This window comes from Streptomyces flavochromogenes (assembly GCF_000717595.1).
Classification (GTDB): domain Bacteria; phylum Actinomycetota; class Actinomycetes; order Streptomycetales; family Streptomycetaceae; genus Streptomyces; species Streptomyces flavochromogenes.
Genome location: NZ_JNZO01000018.1, coordinates 58,197 through 74,904, shown reverse-complemented (window position 1 = coordinate 74,904; position 16,708 = coordinate 58,197). Strand labels below are relative to the sequence as shown.

The following is a 16,708-nucleotide window of genomic DNA, read 5'->3' as shown; positions in this document are numbered from 1 at the left end:
TCCCCCTGTGCGCGGCGACGGTTCGCGCCGATGGCCCCATCCTCCTCCGGCCCGTCCTCCCCCGACACGCGGGGTCGCTCCCGGGAGCCCGAGTCGTGCAAGCGGGGCGCGGCGTCGCGCCGGCGGGGGCTCAGTGCCAGTCGGCGCGGTAGGCCGCCCAGTCGCCCTCCTCCGCGGCGAAGTCGACGTACAGCGCGACACCGAACCGTGCACGGTCGGGGTCGGTGCGCCCGAGACCGAGTCTGACGCCCCGGACGGCCGCCTCGACGGTCTCCGCGTTCTCGTGGTGGCCGAGGTCGTCCTCGTGGAAGAAGGGGAGCCCCATCAGGAGGTCGGTCGACTCGGGGGTCACTTCGAGGGCGAGGCTGGTCTGCTGGGCGACGTACCCGCCGTACAGGCTCTCCAGCGGCATCCACGTGTCGTACGACATGACGGCGATCTGATCCACGCGCCGGGCGACCTGGCCGAAGAACTCCTGCGACCACCACTTCTCCTTGCCCGTGAGCAGGCCGTTGGCCGAATGCAGCCCGGGGAGAGGGTCGATCTGGTGGGCGGCGATCGAGAGCTGCGCCTTCCGCGGCCGGGTGACCTCTCCGAGGTCGTCGAGGAGCGAGAGGTAGTCGGTGTCGTCGGAGAGCAGCGGCTCCAGGTCGAAGTGGACCCCGTCGAAGCCGGCGTCCAGGATCTGCCGGGCCGAGGTCACGACGGCCGCGCGGGTCCCGGCCCTGTCGAGGTGCAGTCCGTCGGGTCCGTCGTTGGCCAGGACGTCACCGAGCCAGGCCTGCACCCGTATCCCGGGCATCGTGCGGTGCACGGCGTCGATGAACCACTTCGCGCGCGGGTACTTGGCGGCGGGCAGGGTGCCGTCGTGCTCCAGGGGCCCGGCGTGGACGTACAGGTCGCGTATGCCCGTGCCCTTGATCCGGGCGGCGAACGCGGCGACGTCCGCGTCCTTCTTCCGCCCGTCGACCCAGGCGTGGCCGAGCCAGACGGCGTCCTTGTCCCGGGTCTTCGCGTCGTCCCTGAGGTCGCCCGCGTAGCTGACGCGCAGGGCGAGCGCGCCGAACAGCGGGGGCACCACGAGGACGAGGACGAGACCGAGCACGAACCAGCGCCCCCGTCGCCACATTCTCCTCAGTCGTCCACTCACCCGAGCCCCCTCGTGCCGTCGTGTCACGTGCCCCACCGCTTCTCACCGTAGCGGCGGCTACTGACAGTGACGCAGGGCTGTGGAGAATGGTTTCCGTGGGGCTGTGATGGCACTCCGGCCCCAGGTCGTCAGGTCGCGAGGCGACATACCCGGACATAACCTCCCCCTTGTGACGCGAATAGCCACCCGAGCCCTTCTCGCGGTACTGGTGGCGGCGTGGTGGCTCCTCGTGCCCGCCGTTCACGGTGCCCGTGCCGACGACCCCGTCGCCCTGTCCCAGGACGGGCAGATCACCGACCGGGTGGACGCGCTGGGCGATCGCCGCGCCTCCGTGGTCCAGGCCCTCGACCGGCTCTACGACGACCGGCGGATCCAGCTCTTCGTCGTCTACGTACGGGACTTCTCCGGCCGCACGGGCCAGGCATGGGCCGACGCCACGGCCGAGCGCAACGGTCTCGGTGCCGACGACGTACTGCTCGCCGTCGCCACCCGCGACCGGCAGTACGGCTACTCCGCCGACCCGGACGCCCGCCTCACCCAGGGCCAGCTCGACGACGTGGCCCGGACCGCGATCGAACCGGCGCTCCGGCAGAACGACTGGGCGGGCGCCGCGATCGGCGCGGCCGACGGCTACTCCGCCGTCCTCGCCGGGCGGCCCGTCCCCACTCCGGCCATCACCCCCGGGCCCGCCGATCCGGGCGGCGCCGTCGACGACGGCACCTCGGCGACCGATCTTGTCCTGCCGGTCGTCCTGGTCGGCGGCGCCGGCGCCGTGGCGGCCTACGCGTTCGCCAAGCGGCGCCGGCGGACCGAGACCCGCACCACGCCGCAGGGCGGGCAGGGCTGGGGCCCGCCGAGGGAACCGGCGCCGCCGTCCCTCGACGAGCTCGACGGCCAGGCCCGTCGGACGCTGGTCGCCACCGACGACGCCGTCCGCACCAGCCAGGAGGAACTCGGTTTCGCGACCGCCCAGTTCGGAGAGGAGGCCGTCCGCCCCTTCACCGAGGCGGTCGCCTTCGCCAAGGAGCAGCTGACGGCCTCGTTCCGGCTGCGGCAGAAGCTCGACGACTCGTTCCCCGAGGACGACTCGACCCGGCGGACCATGCTGGACGAGATCCTGCGGCGCTGCGCGGAGGCCGACGCCAGGCTGGACGCCGAGAGCGAGGACTTCGACCGGCTGCGGGCCCTGGAACGGAACGCGCCCGAGGCGCTGGCCACCGTCGAGGCCGCCTCCCGGGAACTGTCCGGGAGGACGGGCATGGCCGAGGCGGCCCTGACGGCGATGCGCGAGCGGTACGCCGAGACGGCCGCCGCGCCCGTCGCAAGCGACGTCGAACAGGCCAAGGACCGTCTCGTCTTCGCGACGACCCACGTCGACCAGGCCCGCCGGCGGATCGACGACGGCGACAACGGCGGGGCCGCCGTCCACATCCGGGCGGCCGAGGGTGCCGTGGACCAGGCAGCCCGGCTGGTCGAGGCGGTGGACCGGCGGGCGCAGGACCTGGCCGAGGCGGTCGGCAAGCTGCCGGGCGCCCTGTCGGAGACGGATGCCGACCTGGCGGAGGCCCGGGGGCTGCTGCAGGGGACCACCGAAGGGTCGACGGCCGATCTCCGGGGCCGCATCGCCCGCGCCGAATCGGTGCTCGGCGAGGTGCGGCGGGTCACGGACACCGGACGGTACGACCCGCTCGACTCCCTCCGCCGGGTGGAGGAGGCCGACGCGGCGCTCGACGAGGCGCTGGAAGGCGCGCGGGAGCGCGAGTCGGGCAGCCGACGCGCCCGTGCGCTCCTCGACCAGTCGATGCTGACGGCCCGTTCGGCGATCGGGGCGGCCTCGGACTACCTCACCACTCACCGTGGCGCCGTGGGCAGTGAGGCCCGTACGCGCCTTGCCGAGGCCCAGCGGCGCTGGGAGAAGGCGCGCGGGCTCTCCGAGGCCGACGACCCGCAGGCCGCCCTCGCGGAGTCCCAGCAGGCGGACGCCCTCGCCCGGCGGGCCCAGGACCTCGCCGAGCAGGACGTCCGCAGGTATGGGAACCCGAACGGCATGGGCGGTGTATCAGGGGTAGGAGGGGGCGGTGGCGGCGGGCTCGGCGGTGCGGTGCTCGGCGGCATCATCCTCGGCGGACTGTTCGGCGGGGGAAGGGGAGGCGGACATGGGGGGTTCGGCGGAGGTTCGGGCGGGGGTCTCGGCGGCGGGCCCGGCAGCTTCGGCGGCAGCGGCACGCGTGGCCGGCTGGGCGGCGGAGGTCGTTTCTGAGGGCGGCGCGCCGCGTGTCCGCCCCCTTTCTGTCCCTCTCAAGGAGAAGAGCCATGAGCAAGCAGACCATCCTCGGCCGGGTCACCCAGCTGGCGAAGGCCAACATCAACGCGCTGCTGGACCAGGCGGAGGATCCGCAGAAGATGCTGGACCAGCTGATCCGCGACTATTCCCACAACATCGCGGAGGCGGAGGAGGCGGTGGCCGCGACCATCGGCAACCTCCGGCTGATGGAGCAGGACCACCAGGAGGACGTGGAGGCGGCGAAGGAGTGGGGCGGCAAGGCGCTGGCCGCCAGCCGGAAGGGCGACGAGCTGCGGAGCGGCGGGCAGACGTCGGAGGCGGACCGCTTCGACAATCTGGCGAAGGTGGCGCTCGGCCGTCAGCTCCAGTCCGAGAAGGAGGCGCGGACGGCGGAGCCGACGATCGCCGCGCAGACCGAGGTGGTGTCGAAGCTCAGGACGGGCCTCGACCAGATGAAGGCCAAGCTCGGCGAGTTGCAGGCCAAGCGCGACGAGCTGGTGGCGCGCGCCAGGTCGGCACAGGCGCAGAACACGATGATGGACGCCGTGAAGAACATCGACGTGCTCGACCCGACCAGCGAACTGAGCCGGTTCGAGGACAAGGTGCGCCGGGAGGAGGCGCGGGCGATGGGCAAGCAGGAGCTCGCCGCGTCCTCGCTGGACGCCCAGTTCGAGCAGCTGGACGCGCTGGGCGACAGTGCCGAGATCGAGGCCCGGCTGGCGGCGCTCAAGGGCTGACCGGGTGCCTGTCCGGCCTCGCCCGCGCGGCCGGGGCCCGGCGTCGGCTCAGCCGTACGGCCGGGTGGGGGCGGCATGCGGTCGGGTGGGGGCGGCGTGCGTCAGAACATGCTGAGGAGCTGTTCCACCGTGGGTTCCGCGGCCCCCTCGCCGTCCGGCAGGGCCAGTTCGAACCAGACGGTCTTGCCTCGCGGGGTGCGACGCGAGCCCCAGGAGGAGCTGAGCAGCCCGACCAGCTGGAGGCCCCGGCCGCCCTCGTCGGTGTCCTTGGCGCGGCGGCGCCGGGGCTGCACCAGGCCGGCGTCCCAGACCTCGCAGACGAGGGTGCGGTCGCGGAGCAGCCGCAGCCGTATCTCGCCCTCGCCGTAGCGCAGTGCGTTGGTGACGAGCTCGCTGACGAGGAGTTCGACGGTGTCGACGAGCGGTTCGAGGTCCCAGGCCTTGAGCTGGGTGCGGGCGAGTTCACGGGCCCGGCCGACCGAGCGGGGTTCCCTGGGGAGCCGCCAGTCTCCGACGGCCTCGCTGGGCAGTCCCTGGATCCTGGCCATGAGGAGGGCGATGTCGTCCTCGCCGTGTCCGGTATCCAGGCTGGTCAGGACCCGGTCGCAGACGTCCTCCAGGGGACGGGCGGGGTCGGTGAGGGCGCGCCGGAAGGCGCTCAGGCCCTCGTCGAGGGGGTGGTCGCGGGATTCGACGAGCCCGTCGGTGTAGAGGGCGAGGAGGGCTCCTTCGGGGAGTTCGACCTCGACCTCCTCGAAGGGTTCGCCGCCGACCCCGAGCGGCATCCCCGGGGGTACGTCGAGCAGCAGGGCGTCCTCGCCTGGTTCGACGAGCACCGGCGGGAGGTGGCCGGCGTTGGCGAAGGTGCAACGGCGGGTGACCGGGTCGTAGACGGCGTAGACGCAGGTCGCGAGGTAGACCTCGGAGAGTTCGGGGCCACGGGACTTGTGGCCGCGGGACTGCTGGGCGCCGATGGGGGCGCCGAGGCCGCGGGCGATCTCGTCGAGGTGGGAGAGGACTTCGGCCGGCTCCAGGTCGAGCTGGGCGAGGGTGCGGACGGCGGTGCGCAGTTCGCCCATGGCGACGGCGGCGCGCAGGCCGCGGCCCATGACGTCCCCGATGACGAGGGCGGTGCGGTGGCCGGGGAGTTCGATGACGTCGAACCAGTCGCCGCCGACCTCGGTGGCGGCGGTGCCGGGGAGGTAGCGGCAGGCGATGTCGAGGCCGGCCGCCTCGGGGTCGCCGGGCGGGAGCAGGCTGCGCTGGAGGATCAGGGCCCGCTCGTGCTCGCGGCGGTAGAGGCGGGCGTTGTCGATGCAGACGGCGGCGCGGGCGGCGAGTTCGGCGGCGAGGGCGCGGTCGCGCTCCCCGAAGGACTCGCTGCCCTTGGTGCGGGAGAACTGGACGAGTCCGACGACGGTGTCGTGGGCGACCATCGGGACGACCAGGGTGGTCTGGACGAGTTCGCCGTCGGCGCCGGGCACGGTGCGGAGGCGGCCGGTGCGCAACGCCCCGGCGCAGGGCGAGTTGAAGGGGTAGCGGTGGACCGCGCCGACCTCGATCGGTTCGGGTCCGCAACAGCCGCTGCCCGGGCCGTGGGCCTCGTCGGTTCTCAGCGGGGTGTCGGAGACGGCGCTGGCGAAGGCGACCCTGCGCAGTTCGGCGCTGCCGGCCCCGTAGCCGACGTCGTGGGAGCTGCCCCATCGGCCGGGCGGCGCCTCGTCACCGGTGAGCAGGCCCTGGTAGAGGTCGACGGAGGCGAGGTCGCAGAAGCCGGGGACGGCGACGTCGAGCAGCTCGCGGGCGGTGGCCTCCAGGTCGAGGGAGTTGCCGATGCGGGCGCCGGCCTCGTTGAGGAGGGCGAGGTTGCGGCGGGCGCTGGCGGCTTCCCTCGCGGCGTTGTGGCGGCGGGTCACGTCGATGCCGAGGCCGGCGACGCCGATCGGGCGGCCGGATCCGCTGTGCACGCGGTAGAGGTTGATGGACCAGTGGCGGCGGTCCCGGGAGCCGGGTGCGGCGCCGACGATCTCGAAGTCGGTGACGGACTCCCCGGTCTCCAGGACGCTGCGGAGGGCCGCGGTCATCCGGTCGGCCTCGGGCAGGTTGAGGTAGTCGTGGACGGTGCGGCCTCGGTGGTCGTCGGCGGAGCCGCCGAAGACGGTGGCGAAGCGCCGGTTGGCCCGCTTCACGGTGAGGTCGGTGCCGAAGAGGAGAAAACCGAAGGGGGATTGGCCGAATATCGCCTGGGAGGCGGCGAGGTCCGTCTCGATGCGGCGCAGGGCGCGAACGTCGACGACGATGCAGAGCGCGGCCCGCTCCCCGGTCTGCGTCTCGCTCGGCATGACGTACATCTCGGCGATGCCGTGGGGCCGGTCGTCGCCGGGGATCCGGAAGGGGACGAGACCTGTCCACTCCTTGCCGTCGAGGATCTCCCGGACCCGCCGGTGACCGCGCTCGCGCAGGTCGGCGGGCATGAAGGCCTCGACGGGGTCCTTGCCCCTGGCCTGCTCCGCGGTGACTCCGAAGAGGTCCACGGCCCGTCGGCTCCACTGCTCGACGAGTCCGTCGGGCCCGATGGAGAAGGACGCCACCCGGATGTAGTCATAGATGGAGCCGGGCGGGCTGCTCTGCCACACGACGCCGCCACTCGCCTGCTCAGGTATCTCGCTCACGCGACCGTCCCCTCCAGCTCACCGCACCGGACCGGCCATGCCCGCAGTATTCAATACGGCAGGCCCCGACGGCACGACGTTCACGATCACAGGGTGGTCTCGTTCGCTTCGCGCCGAGTACCGGTGATCGTTGTCCCACCCTGTTTACTCACCAGGGAGAGCCAGCTCGAACCATACGGTTTTGCCGGTCCTTCCTTTACGAGTGCCCCAGCGACGTGCGGAACAGGCCACCAGACCGAGTCCGCGGCCCCCTTCGTCCTCGGGTCCGGGTGCGCGCGCGGTGGGGGGATCCGGAAGCGGATCGGACACCTCCACGAGCAGCGCGGGCTGATGGGCGGGGTCGCTGCCGTCGAATCGGGGGCGGACGAGGCGGACCCCGATCGGTCCGGACGCGTACCGCAGGGAGTTGGTCACCAGCTCGCTGACCAGCAGGACGGTCACATCACCGAGGGCCGAGTCGAGGTCCCAGGCACGCAGCGTTTCGCGCACGGCATGCCGGGCCGTGCGCACGGCGTTCGCCTCCGCCGGGAAGTTCCACTCGGCGCGGTCGCCGTCGGTGTCGATCACACCTGATCACTTCCCCAGCCGTGCGTCAGCAGGAAGGCCCACGTCCTCTTTCAACGGGTCAATCAGGACATACCCGGAATATGGGGCGGGATATCGCGCTGGGCGCAGCAGCGGGCGCACGGTGGCACGAACGGCGTAGAAAGTCAGCCGTGCGCTCCGGTGCCGGGAGCCGCCGGGAGCCTTCGCGCGGCCTCGGCGACGGCGGGGCGGTCCTGGTCGAGCCAGTCGACCGAGTCCAGCTCGGACCGGGTGAGCCAGCGCAGGGCGTCGTGGTCCTCCAGCGGGCGCGGTTCGCCCGAGAGCAGCCGGGCGGTCCAGACCCGGAGGACGTATCCGGGCTTCAGCGGCCACTCGCCGGGGATCCGCTCGCCCGGCTCGACCTCGACGCCGAGTTCTTCGCGCAGTTCGCGGACGAGGGCCTCCTCGGGACTCTCGCCCGGTTCGAGCTTGCCGCCGGGCAGTTCCCAGCGGCCGGCGAGCTCGACGGGGGCGCTGCGGCGAGCGGCAAGCAGCCGCCCCCGGTCGTACAGGGCGCCCGCGACGACGACCACGGCGGGGTCGTGGGGCGTGGTGGGGCCGGTGGTGCGTTCGGTCATGGGCGCGAGCGTAGCCCGCCCCGGCCGACGCCCGTGGGGCTCAGAGCGCGGGGGTGCCGATGCGCTCGACCCAGTAGAGCTGCTTGTGGCCGCGGTCGTCGAGGCTGTCCGCGATCTTCTGCGCTTCGTCCTCGGTCGCGTACCGCCCCACCCGGTAGCGGTTGCCGTTGTCGTCCTGCCGAATGACGAGCCAGGCGAGGACAGGGCCGCTCTCGGTCATCAGGCTTCTCCCTCCGCCGGTCCGGGCGCCGTTGAGGATCTCCGTGAAACCGCAATCCGCATATGCCGGAGCTTACGCCTGACCTTCACACAGCGGATACGGAATTGCACAAAGAGATACGGATCGGCCGGGAACCGACGGCGGGAGGCCGAAGTCACGCCCCGGGGGCGCCGCGGGCACGGTCGGCACGGGCATCGGGACGGGACCGCCGGCGCCCTAGGGGTCGGGGTGGGTCGCCCGCTCGCCGACGACACGGGGAGCCGGACCGTGCACCGTGTGGGGGTGGGCCGGGGAGGAGCGGCCCTTGGTGTCCCCGCGGTCAGCGCGCGGAGGACGCGGGCGACACCCGGTCACGACGAGGGCGGAGAAGCCTGGGCTCGGGCACCGAGGACACCGAAGAAGGCGAGGACCGAGACGACGGAGGCGATGACCATGGCGCCGAAGCCGACCGGGGCCACGGCATCCGTCGTCCGACCGGTTCGCGGGTACGGACGAGGAAGGCAGGAGCTGCTCATGACGGACGGCGGCACGCGGTCGCGCCGGGCTCAGGCGAGTTGACGGCCCGTCGACTCGCGGTCACGCGGCCCGGGCGGGGGCCCGCGGAACGGTCACCTCACCGGCAGATGGTACGAGAGGCGGTAGCGGTCGGCCGGGACCACGACGTCGGCGGTCTCGACGGCCCGGCCGGACGCGTAGTACGTGCGCTCCACGACCATCACGACATGACCCGGGACCCCGCCGAGCGCCAGGAGTTCCTCGGCGAGGCCGGGCCGGGCGCCGACCTCCTCCACCACGTTGTCCACGACCACATCGATGGCCGCCATCCGCTCGACGACACCACAGCCACCCAGGGGGCCCTCCTCGGGCAGCATGACCGGCGTCCGGCCCGTGACGGCGAGCGGCTCCCAGGAGGTGGCGACCATCATGGGCTCACCGCCGTCCCGGTACACGTACCGCGTGCGCATCACACGCTCCCCCGGCTCGATGCCGAGGCGCTCGGCCACCTCGCCGCTCGCCGGCTCCTGCTCACTGCTCGACTCCCAGGTGCCGCGGGCCCCTTCGGCCGCCTGCTCCTGCCGGAAGGGGCTGGCGCCCGACGCGGGGCGGTAGCCGGAGCGGGCGATCCTGCGCGGCACCGGGCGCTCCCGGACGTAGGTGCCCGAGCCGGAGCGCCCTTCCACCAGTCCCTCGGCCATGAGTACCTTGCGGGCCTCCAGCGCGACGGTGTCCGACACCCCGTACTCCTCGCGGATGCGTGCCTGCGAGGGGAGGCGGGTATGCGGCGGAAGCGAGCCGTTCGCGATCTTCTCCCGCAGATCGCTCGCCACGCGGAGATAGGCGGGCTGCTCACCGAACGTCACTGGACACTCCCCTCAGGTTGACTTACAGCTACAGCCTGACAACCGTCGGTCGCGATCCGCAAGCATGGGCCAAGGTTTCACTCGAAGTGATGACTCCGAGATCACACCTCTTCCTACCCACGGTCACCCCGGGTAGGCCACGTCGGCCCTCTTGACCCGCATTGGTACAGACCAATACGTTCCTGCCCAGCACGCTTCACAGCGCGCGCACGCTCCACGCCGTGCGCGCCGTCCGCACGCTCCACCGCACGCGCCATCCCGCCTCGCACAGGAACGAGCCCATGCGTCCCAGAGCCATGACCAAGCTGACCTTCGGTGCGGCCGCCGCGGCCACTCTCGGCCTCCTCGCCACCCTGGCCCCCACCGCCGACGCCCACCAGCCGTCCGGGCACAAGCCCCAGCTGAAGCGGATCGGCTATTTCACCCAATGGGGCGTCTACGGACGGAACTTCCAGGTCAAGGATCTGGAGACGAGCGGCACCGCCGCCAAGCTCAGCCACATCAACTACGCCTTCGGCGTGATCGGTTCGGACGGCAAGTGCCTCATGGGCAACGCACCCGGCTCCGACCCGTGGGCCGACTACGTGCGCCCGGTCGACGCCGCCACCTCGGTGGACGGCGTCGGTGACACCGCCGACCAGCGACTGGCCGGGAACTTCAACGAGTTGCGCGAGCTGAAGGCCAAGAACCCCGGCCTCAAGGTCATGATCTCGCTCGGCGGCTGGACCGGCTCCGCCCACTTCTCCGACGCGGTGCGCACGGACGCGGGCCGCAAGACCCTCGTCGCCTCCTGCATCGACACGTACATCAAGGGCAACCTGCCCGCCGACGGCGCCCGCGGCGGGGCAGGAGCCGCCGCCGGGATCTTCGACGGCGTCGACCTCGACTGGGAGTGGCCCGGCTCGGACGGCGCCCCCGGGAACGTGATCCGCCCCGAGGACAAGCCCAACTTCACCAAGCTGGTACGGGAGTTCCGCACCCAGCTCGACGCCTACGGCCGCTCGCTCCCGAAGGCGCAGCGCAAGCACTACGAGCTCAGCGCGTACGTGCCCACGGCGCCCGCCAAGATCGACGCGGGCTTCGAGGTCGCCAAGATCATGCGGGACTTCGACTTCGTGAACCTCCAGGGCTACGACTTCCACGTCTCCGGCGAGAAGACCACCGCCCAGCAGTCCGCGCTCTTCGCCGCGAACGACTTCAGCGTCGACCAGACCGTCAAGGCCTGGCTGCGGCGCGGCGCCCCCGCCCACAAGCTCGTGGTCGGCATGCCGTTCTACGGCCAGGGCTGGACCGGCGTCACCGGCGGCGGCGACGGCCTCGGGCAGCCGGCGACCGGCCCCGCCCCCGCGACCTGGGTGGCGGGCTCCGAGGACTACAAGTACCTGAAGAAGCTGGCGGATTCGGGGGCGTACAAGCTCCACCGCGGTTACCGGAACGGCCACGCCTGGCTCTTCGACGGAACCAACCTGTGGACGTACGACGACCCGACCGTGCTGCGCACCAAGGCGTCCTACGTCCGGCAGAACGGGCTCGGCGGCGCGATGGTCTGGTCCCTCGACGGGGACACCCCGGACGGCGAGCTGATCACCGCCATCGACCGGGGTCTGACCCGGCGCTGACACCCCCGCCCCGGCCGCCGTCCCACGGTGGCCGGGGCCCACGAACCGCGGACCGGCCCCGCCGCTCGCGGTGGACCGGAAGCGGCGGTCGGTCACGGGCCGCCGCTCCCCCGGAACGCCGCCCGGTCCGCAGACGGCGGGGCCGGGCCTCCCTCGGGAGACCCGGCCCCGTTTCCCGTACGCAGTCCCGATGAAGTCACGTACGAAGTACCTACGAATTCCCGCAAGAAGCCCCGCACGGTTCCCGTACGAGTTCCCGCAGAAGTCGGGCACGGAGGCCCGCACGGGCCGCGCGGGCCCACGGAATCAGGCGGACGTGCCCCCGCCCGCCGCGCCCGCCGGCGGTGTGCCGGTCAGATCGAGAGCGGTGCGCGCGTCCGCGCCCAGGTCCTCGGGCAGGGCCTCCCACGCCGGTTCGTACGCCTCCCAGAAGGCGTCCGCGTCGGCCGCCGTCGCCAGCTTGAGCCACTGCTTCGACGCCGCTGCGAGCTCCTTGCGGAGCGCCGCGACGGACGGGGCGGACTCGGCGGGCCAGGTGCGCTGCCCCAGTCCCGCGTACGCCGTGTTGATCGCGCCCAGGAGCTCCGTGGCCCACACCTTGTTGGCGGTGAAGTCCTCGTCCGGGTCCTCCTCCGGCTCCCGGTACGTCACCGTCTCGATCGGGTTGACGGTCGTCAGGAAGGACTCCTGGTCGTCCGTGAGCAGGGTCGCGTCGGAGCGCACGGAGCCGCTGAAGGGCTTCTTCTCACCGGCGAACGCGCAGGTCACCGTGCGGTCGCCGAGGCGCCAACTCTGGGCGCTCGGAAGGTAGTAGTACAGCCAGACGTCCGCGGGGACGGCCCAGGTGTCCAGGGCGTACTCGCCGTTGACCGTCTCGCAGCGCTTCTCCGCGATCTTGTCGATCGCGTCCTCTCCGGGCCACTTGTCGAAGCCGGTCACCTTGAAGCCGCCGGTGACCTCACCGATGTGCGGGCGGTCGCAGCCGACGACCGTGACGTCCGTCGCGTACTCCTCCAGCTTGCCGTCGGGGGTGAAGCACTGGCCGGTCCGCAGCGAGAACGGCGACTTCGAACGGGCCGCCTCGTCCACGCCCTCCTTGACGCCGCCCCAGAACGAGCCGATACCGCCGGTGGCGATGCCGATCACGAGCAGCAGACAGCTGAGGACGGAGAGGACGATGCCCGCGACCGCCAGCCCCTTGCCTGCCTGGTCCCGCTTCTTGATCTGCGGAAGCGCGACGAGACCGAGCACCAGGCCGAGGGGCGGCAGGCAGCAGACGATGCCGGCGACGAGGGAGCCGATGGCGAGCCCGTTGGTGGTCCGCCGGGGCGGCCGCCCGTACGGCCCGACGCCGGGCATGCCGGGCCCGCCGGGCATGCCGGAGGTCCCGGCGTAGGGACCGGCCGTGTACGGCATCCCCGGCGAGGTGTACGGCCCCGGCGCGGGCCGGCCCCCCTGCTGCGGGCCTCCCTGAGGGGACGGCGGCGGCGGGGTCGGCGGGGTCGGCTCCACGGGTGCGGTGCTCCTGTTCGGGGCGAACGGTGCGAACAAGCGATCGGTCGCGCATCGTACGCGGCCGGGCGACGAGGGCGACATGCGGGGGACGACTCCGGCGATCCGGGCGACGGCGGCCCCGGGGCCGGGCCACGACCGGAAGGGGCGGCCGCCGTCAGGCGACCGCCCCTCACCGCTCACGATCCCTACTGTTCACGATCCCTACTGTTCACGATCCGAGCTGCTCACGATCAGAGCCGTTCGCGATCCCTCGGGAGCGCGGTCAGAACTGCAGCCCCCAGGAGTCGATCTTGCCGGTGTCGATGGAGGCGTTGTCCGTGACCCGGAGCTTCCACGTGCCGTTGGCGACCTCCGAGGAGGCGTTCACGGTGTACGTGGTGTTGATGTTGTCCGAGCTGCCACCGGTGCCGAAGCCCTTCAGCGTGTACGCCGAGCCGTCGGGGGCGATCAGCTGGACCTGGAGGTCACCGATGTAGGTGTGGACGATGTTCACCGGCACCTGGAGGGCGGCCGGGGCGTTGCCGGTGACGCCGCTGACGGTGACCGGGGACTCGACGGTCGCGTTGTCGGCGATGGCGAAGTCGGCGGTGTTCTCGAACTTCGGGCCGGTGGGCGGTGTGGTGGTGCCGCCGCCGACGTAGAGCAGCCGGTTCGGAGAGCCGGAGCCCGGGTTGGTGACGACGTTCGGCGTGGCGGCGGTCGTCAGGGCCGTGGAGACCTGCGCCGGGGTCGCCGTCGGGTTGCCGGCGAGGTAGACGGCCGCGGCGCCCGCGACGTGCGGGGTCGCCATGGACGTACCGGAGATGGTGTTGGTGGCGGAGTCGCTGGAGTTCCAGGACGAGGTGATGGAGGAGCCCGGGGCGAAGATGTCCAGGACCGTGCCGTAGTTGGAGAAGCTGGAGCGGGCGTCGGTGCTGGTCGTGGAGCCGACGGTGATGGCCTCGCCGACGCGCGCCGGTGAGTAGTTGGACGCGTTGGAGCTGTCGTTGCCCGCCGCGACCGCGTACGTGACGCCGGAGGCGATCGAGTTGCGGACGGCCGTGTCGAGGGCGGTGTCGACGCCGCCTCCGAGACTCATGTTGGCGACGGCCGGCTTCACGGCGTTCCGCGTGACCCAGTCGATGCCCGCGACGACCTGTTCGGTCGTGCCGGAGCCGGAGTTGTCGAGGACGCGGACGCCGACGATCTTCGCCTTCTTCGCGACGCCGTACGACGTGCCCGCGACCGTACCGGCGACGTGGGTGCCGTGACCGTGGCCGTCCTGCGCGGTGTTGTCGTTGTCGATCGCGTCGTAGCCGTAGGAGGCCCGGCCGCCGAAGTCGCTGTGCGTGATGCGTACGCCGGTGTCGATGATGTACGCGGTGACGCCCTGGCCCGCGGTGTCCGGATAGGTGTAACTCTGGTTCAGCGGAAGGGCCTTCTGGTCGATCCGGTCCAGGCCCCAGGACGGCGGGGACGGCTGCGTGCCGTCGACGTGGAAGACACGGTTCTGGACGACGGAGGTCACGGCGGGGTCGGCCGCGAGCTTCCGCGCCTGCGCCTCGGAGAGTTCGACGGAGTAGCCGTTGATCGCCGAGGTGTACGTCCGCTTGATCTTCGCACCGAACCTGGCGGCCACGGCACGGCCCTTGGCGGTCTCCGCCTGCGCCGACTCGTCGAGGGTGACGATGTAGCTGCCCGCGATCGTGCCTTCGGCTCCCGCGTTCTCGATGACGCCCTCCGCGGCGGCCGGTGAGGCGGCGGCCGGGAGGGCGGAGAGGGTGCCGAGGGTGAGGGCGGTGACGGCGACGGCCGCGGCGGTGGCGATCCGACGCCGTGATTCACGCATCACTGACATGTGAGGGGTCCTCCTCATTGGTGGTGCGTTGCTGTGGGGGATTAGCAGGGACATGACAAGACGACGTGGCTCCACGCCGCCTCGTACATCCGGCTGCCGAGCGAAAGATTGACTGATCCATAGGAATCTCACAAGGGCTATCGACAGCCCGCAACACCCGCGCCACACAGCTGACATGCTGATCTTCATGACCTCCTACGTCTGCCGCCGCTGCCAGGTTCACTCGCCCACGGACACCCTCACCTGGTGTTGTCCGAAGTGCCGCGGCCCCTGGGACCTGGAGTTCGCCGGTGGTCCGGTTTCACTCCCGTCACTCGCGTCACGGCGAAATTCGTTGTGGCGTTACGAGGAGGCGCTGCCGCCGATGCCATGCGCGCCCGACGTGACGCTCGGGGAGGGCCGAACGCCCCTCGTTCCCCTGGAGGAAGGGGAGCAGGGATCGGTTTCCGCCAAACTCGACTTCCTCATGCCGACCCTGTCCTTCAAGGACCGGGGCGCGGTGATGCTCGCCGCCCACGCCCTCCGCCTCGCACGGAACGGCAGCCTCCGCCGGGTCGTCGCCGACAGCAGCGGGAACGCGGGCACGGCGATCGCCGCCTACGGCGCGCGGGCCGGGCTCGACGGCCTCGTGTACGTCCCCAAGGGCACCTCACCCAAGAAGCTGGAACAGATCCGGGCGCACGGGGCCCGGGTCGTCGAGGTCCCCGGCGACCGCGAGGCCACGGCACGCGCCGCGCGGGCGGCCGCCGACGAGCCGGGCACCTTCTACGCCTCGCACGTCTACAACCCGTACTTCCTGCACGGCACCAAGACCTACGTCTACGAGCTGTGGGAGGAGCTCGGCGGCCGTCTCCCGGACACGATCGTCGTCCCCGTCGGCAACGGCACCCTGCTCCTCGGGGCCGCCCTCGCGCTCGACGAACTGCACCGCCATGGACTCACGGACAACCGCCCCGCCCTCGTCGCCGTCCAGGCGGAGGCCGTCTCCCCGCTGGCAGCGGCCTTCCACGCGGGCGCGGAGGAGCTGGGTGAGGCCGTCCCCGTCCGCCCCACCCTCGCCGAGGGCATCGCGATCCCGGCGCCGCCCCGCGCCCACCAGATCCTGCGGGCGGTTCGGGCGACGGGCGGCACGTTCCTGACGGTGTCGGAGGACCAGATCCGCACTGCTCAGCTGGAGTTGTCCCGTCGGGGCCTCTTCGTGGAGTCCACCGGCGTGGCCTGCTGGGCGGCGGTCCGGGCAGCCGCGCCGAGGCCCGGGCTCACCGTCGTACCGCTGTGCGGTGCGGGGGCGAAGACCGGCCTGGCGCGGTGACCCTCCGGAGCGGCGGGGCGGGCGTCCGGGGCGAAGCCGCTCAGAACTCGTCGGCGCCGTTGCGCAGCTGCTCCGTCCAGTAGCCCGTCTTCGCGGCGGCCCCGTCGACGGCCAGGCCGCCCGCGGGGGCCTTGACGACGATGCTGCCCTCGGCCGGGCCGTCGGCGGCGAAGAGGTTCACGTTGAAGCTCTTCACGACCTCGTTGTCCTCGTGGACGCCGCCGAGCGCGACGCGCACGTTCGCGTACGCGGGCGCGCCGGGCTTCAGGACGACCGGGGTGGCCGGCTTGCTCTTCGCGACGGCCGGGACGTCCTTGGCGGTCTGGATCGGACCGAAGGCGATCAGCGGGTACTCGAGCAGGGTGCAGGCCTTGCCGGAGGTGTTGGTGGCGGTGAGGACGATGTGCTCGGTCGGGACCTCGTCGGCCTTCGCCGCCGTGACCTTGATGTCGCCGTAGGCACAGGCGGGCGCCGTGGCGGAGGTCTTGCCGCCGGTCGAGGATCCCGTCGTGGACCCCTTCGTACCGCTGCCGCCGGACGTGCCGCCGGTCGCCGTCGAACCACCGGTCGCCGTCGACCCGCCGGCGGAGCCGGAGCCGCTCTTCGCGGCGGTCTGGTCGGCGGTGCCCGCGGCGGCGCCCGTTCCCTTGTCGGTGGCGCCCGCGGCCGACTGGGAGGAGCTCGCGCTGCCCGCGTCCTTCGCGCCGGTGTCCGTGTCGCCGCCGCAGGCCGTCAGGCCGAGCGAGAGGGCGGCGATGGCGGCCGCGGCCAGGACGGTGGACTTGTGGTGGGTGCGCATGGTGGTTCTCCCCCGTGAAGCGTTCGGATCGGTGCGGAT

13 protein-coding genes are annotated in these 16,708 nt (G+C 72.2%); 4 read left to right on the top strand and 9 right to left on the bottom strand.

The features are described from left to right. Positions 1-130: 130 nt before the first annotated feature. On the bottom strand, positions 131-1,186 hold the full coding sequence (locus tag IF00_RS0122070) for a glycoside hydrolase family 18 protein (RefSeq protein WP_388305927.1): 1,056 nt from the start codon (positions 1,184-1,186) through the stop codon (positions 131-133). 133 nt (positions 1,187-1,319) lie between these two features. Here IF00_RS0122070 and IF00_RS0122065 point away from each other — a divergent pair, with 133 nt between their 5' ends. Further along, positions 1,320-3,410: a TPM domain-containing protein gene (locus IF00_RS0122065; RefSeq protein WP_030320632.1), complete on the top strand. Its 2,091-nt coding sequence runs from the start codon at positions 1,320-1,322 to the stop codon at positions 3,408-3,410. A gap of 53 nt (positions 3,411-3,463) precedes the next feature. After that, positions 3,464-4,171 (top strand): PspA/IM30 family protein, encoded by a 708-nt coding sequence (locus tag IF00_RS0122060; protein ID WP_030320631.1) that lies wholly within the window; start codon positions 3,464-3,466, stop codon positions 4,169-4,171. A 101-nt stretch (positions 4,172-4,272) separates the two neighbouring features. On the opposite strand, the gene IF00_RS0122055 is transcribed toward IF00_RS0122060, so the two are convergent. From IF00_RS0122055 to IF00_RS0122030, 5 genes are all read right to left on the bottom strand, one after another. Continuing rightward, positions 4,273-6,843, bottom strand: coding sequence for a SpoIIE family protein phosphatase (locus IF00_RS0122055; RefSeq protein WP_030320629.1), 2,571 nt, complete (start codon positions 6,841-6,843; stop codon positions 4,273-4,275). Positions 6,844-6,987: 144 nt separating this feature from the next. Beyond that, positions 6,988-7,410, bottom strand: coding sequence for an ATP-binding protein (locus IF00_RS0122050; protein ID WP_030320628.1), 423 nt, complete (start codon positions 7,408-7,410; stop codon positions 6,988-6,990). Positions 7,411-7,553: 143 nt separating this feature from the next. After that, positions 7,554-8,006, bottom strand: coding sequence for a (deoxy)nucleoside triphosphate pyrophosphohydrolase (locus IF00_RS0122045; RefSeq protein ID WP_051820551.1), 453 nt, complete (start codon positions 8,004-8,006; stop codon positions 7,554-7,556). A gap of 40 nt (positions 8,007-8,046) precedes the next feature. Beyond that, on the bottom strand, positions 8,047-8,226 hold the full coding sequence (locus tag IF00_RS0122040; protein ID WP_030320624.1) for an SPOR domain-containing protein: 180 nt from the start codon (positions 8,224-8,226) through the stop codon (positions 8,047-8,049). Positions 8,227-8,834: 608 nt separating this feature from the next. Continuing rightward, complete coding sequence (locus tag IF00_RS0122030; protein WP_030320623.1) at positions 8,835-9,587, bottom strand: GntR family transcriptional regulator; 753 nt, start codon at positions 9,585-9,587, stop codon at positions 8,835-8,837. A 281-nt stretch (positions 9,588-9,868) separates the two neighbouring features. Between IF00_RS0122030 and IF00_RS0122025 the strand changes: the two genes are divergently transcribed. Further along, the gene (locus tag IF00_RS0122025) at positions 9,869-11,206 is read left to right on the top strand and encodes a glycoside hydrolase family 18 protein (protein ID WP_030320621.1); all 1,338 of its coding nucleotides are present in this window, start codon (positions 9,869-9,871) and stop codon (positions 11,204-11,206) included. Positions 11,207-11,512: 306 nt separating this feature from the next. Here the strand turns inward: IF00_RS0122025 and IF00_RS0122020 are convergent, their stop codons facing one another. Both IF00_RS0122020 and IF00_RS0122015 read right to left on the bottom strand, forming a co-directional pair. Further along, complete coding sequence (locus tag IF00_RS0122020; protein ID WP_030320620.1) at positions 11,513-12,718, bottom strand: DUF4190 domain-containing protein; 1,206 nt, start codon at positions 12,716-12,718, stop codon at positions 11,513-11,515. 265 nt (positions 12,719-12,983) lie between these two features. Then, a complete protein-coding gene (locus IF00_RS0122015) occupies positions 12,984-14,558 on the bottom strand; it encodes a S8 family peptidase (RefSeq protein ID WP_030320618.1) in 1,575 nt (524 codons plus the stop codon). A 175-nt stretch (positions 14,559-14,733) separates the two neighbouring features. On the opposite strand from IF00_RS0122015, the gene IF00_RS0122010 reads away from it, so the two are divergent. After that, complete coding sequence (locus IF00_RS0122010) at positions 14,734-15,870, top strand: threonine synthase (RefSeq protein WP_030320616.1); 1,137 nt, start codon at positions 14,734-14,736, stop codon at positions 15,868-15,870. A gap of 40 nt (positions 15,871-15,910) precedes the next feature. On the opposite strand, the gene IF00_RS0122005 is transcribed toward IF00_RS0122010, so the two are convergent. Beyond that, a complete protein-coding gene (locus IF00_RS0122005) occupies positions 15,911-16,669 on the bottom strand; it encodes a DUF4232 domain-containing protein (RefSeq protein ID WP_030320615.1) in 759 nt (252 codons plus the stop codon). Positions 16,670-16,708: the final 39 nt, after the last annotated feature.

What these genes read in the sequence shown, in the direction of transcription:
- IF00_RS0122040 (WP_030320624.1), bottom strand. Translation starts at nt 8,226, where the DNA reads ATGACCGAGAGCGGCCCTGTCCTCGCCTGGCTCGTCATTCGGCAGGAC.
- IF00_RS0122045 (WP_051820551.1), bottom strand. Translation starts at nt 8,006, where the DNA reads ATGACCGAACGCACCACCGGCCCCACCACGCCCCACGACCCCGCCGTG.
- IF00_RS0122060 (WP_030320631.1), top strand. Translation starts at nt 3,464, where the DNA reads ATGAGCAAGCAGACCATCCTCGGCCGGGTCACCCAGCTGGCGAAGGCC.
- IF00_RS0122025 (WP_030320621.1), top strand. Translation starts at nt 9,869, where the DNA reads ATGCGTCCCAGAGCCATGACCAAGCTGACCTTCGGTGCGGCCGCCGCG.
- IF00_RS0122010 (WP_030320616.1), top strand. Translation starts at nt 14,734, where the DNA reads ATGCTGATCTTCATGACCTCCTACGTCTGCCGCCGCTGCCAGGTTCAC.
- IF00_RS0122005 (WP_030320615.1), bottom strand. Translation starts at nt 16,669, where the DNA reads ATGCGCACCCACCACAAGTCCACCGTCCTGGCCGCGGCCGCCATCGCC.
- IF00_RS0122015 (WP_030320618.1), bottom strand. Translation starts at nt 14,558, where the DNA reads ATGTCAGTGATGCGTGAATCACGGCGTCGGATCGCCACCGCCGCGGCC.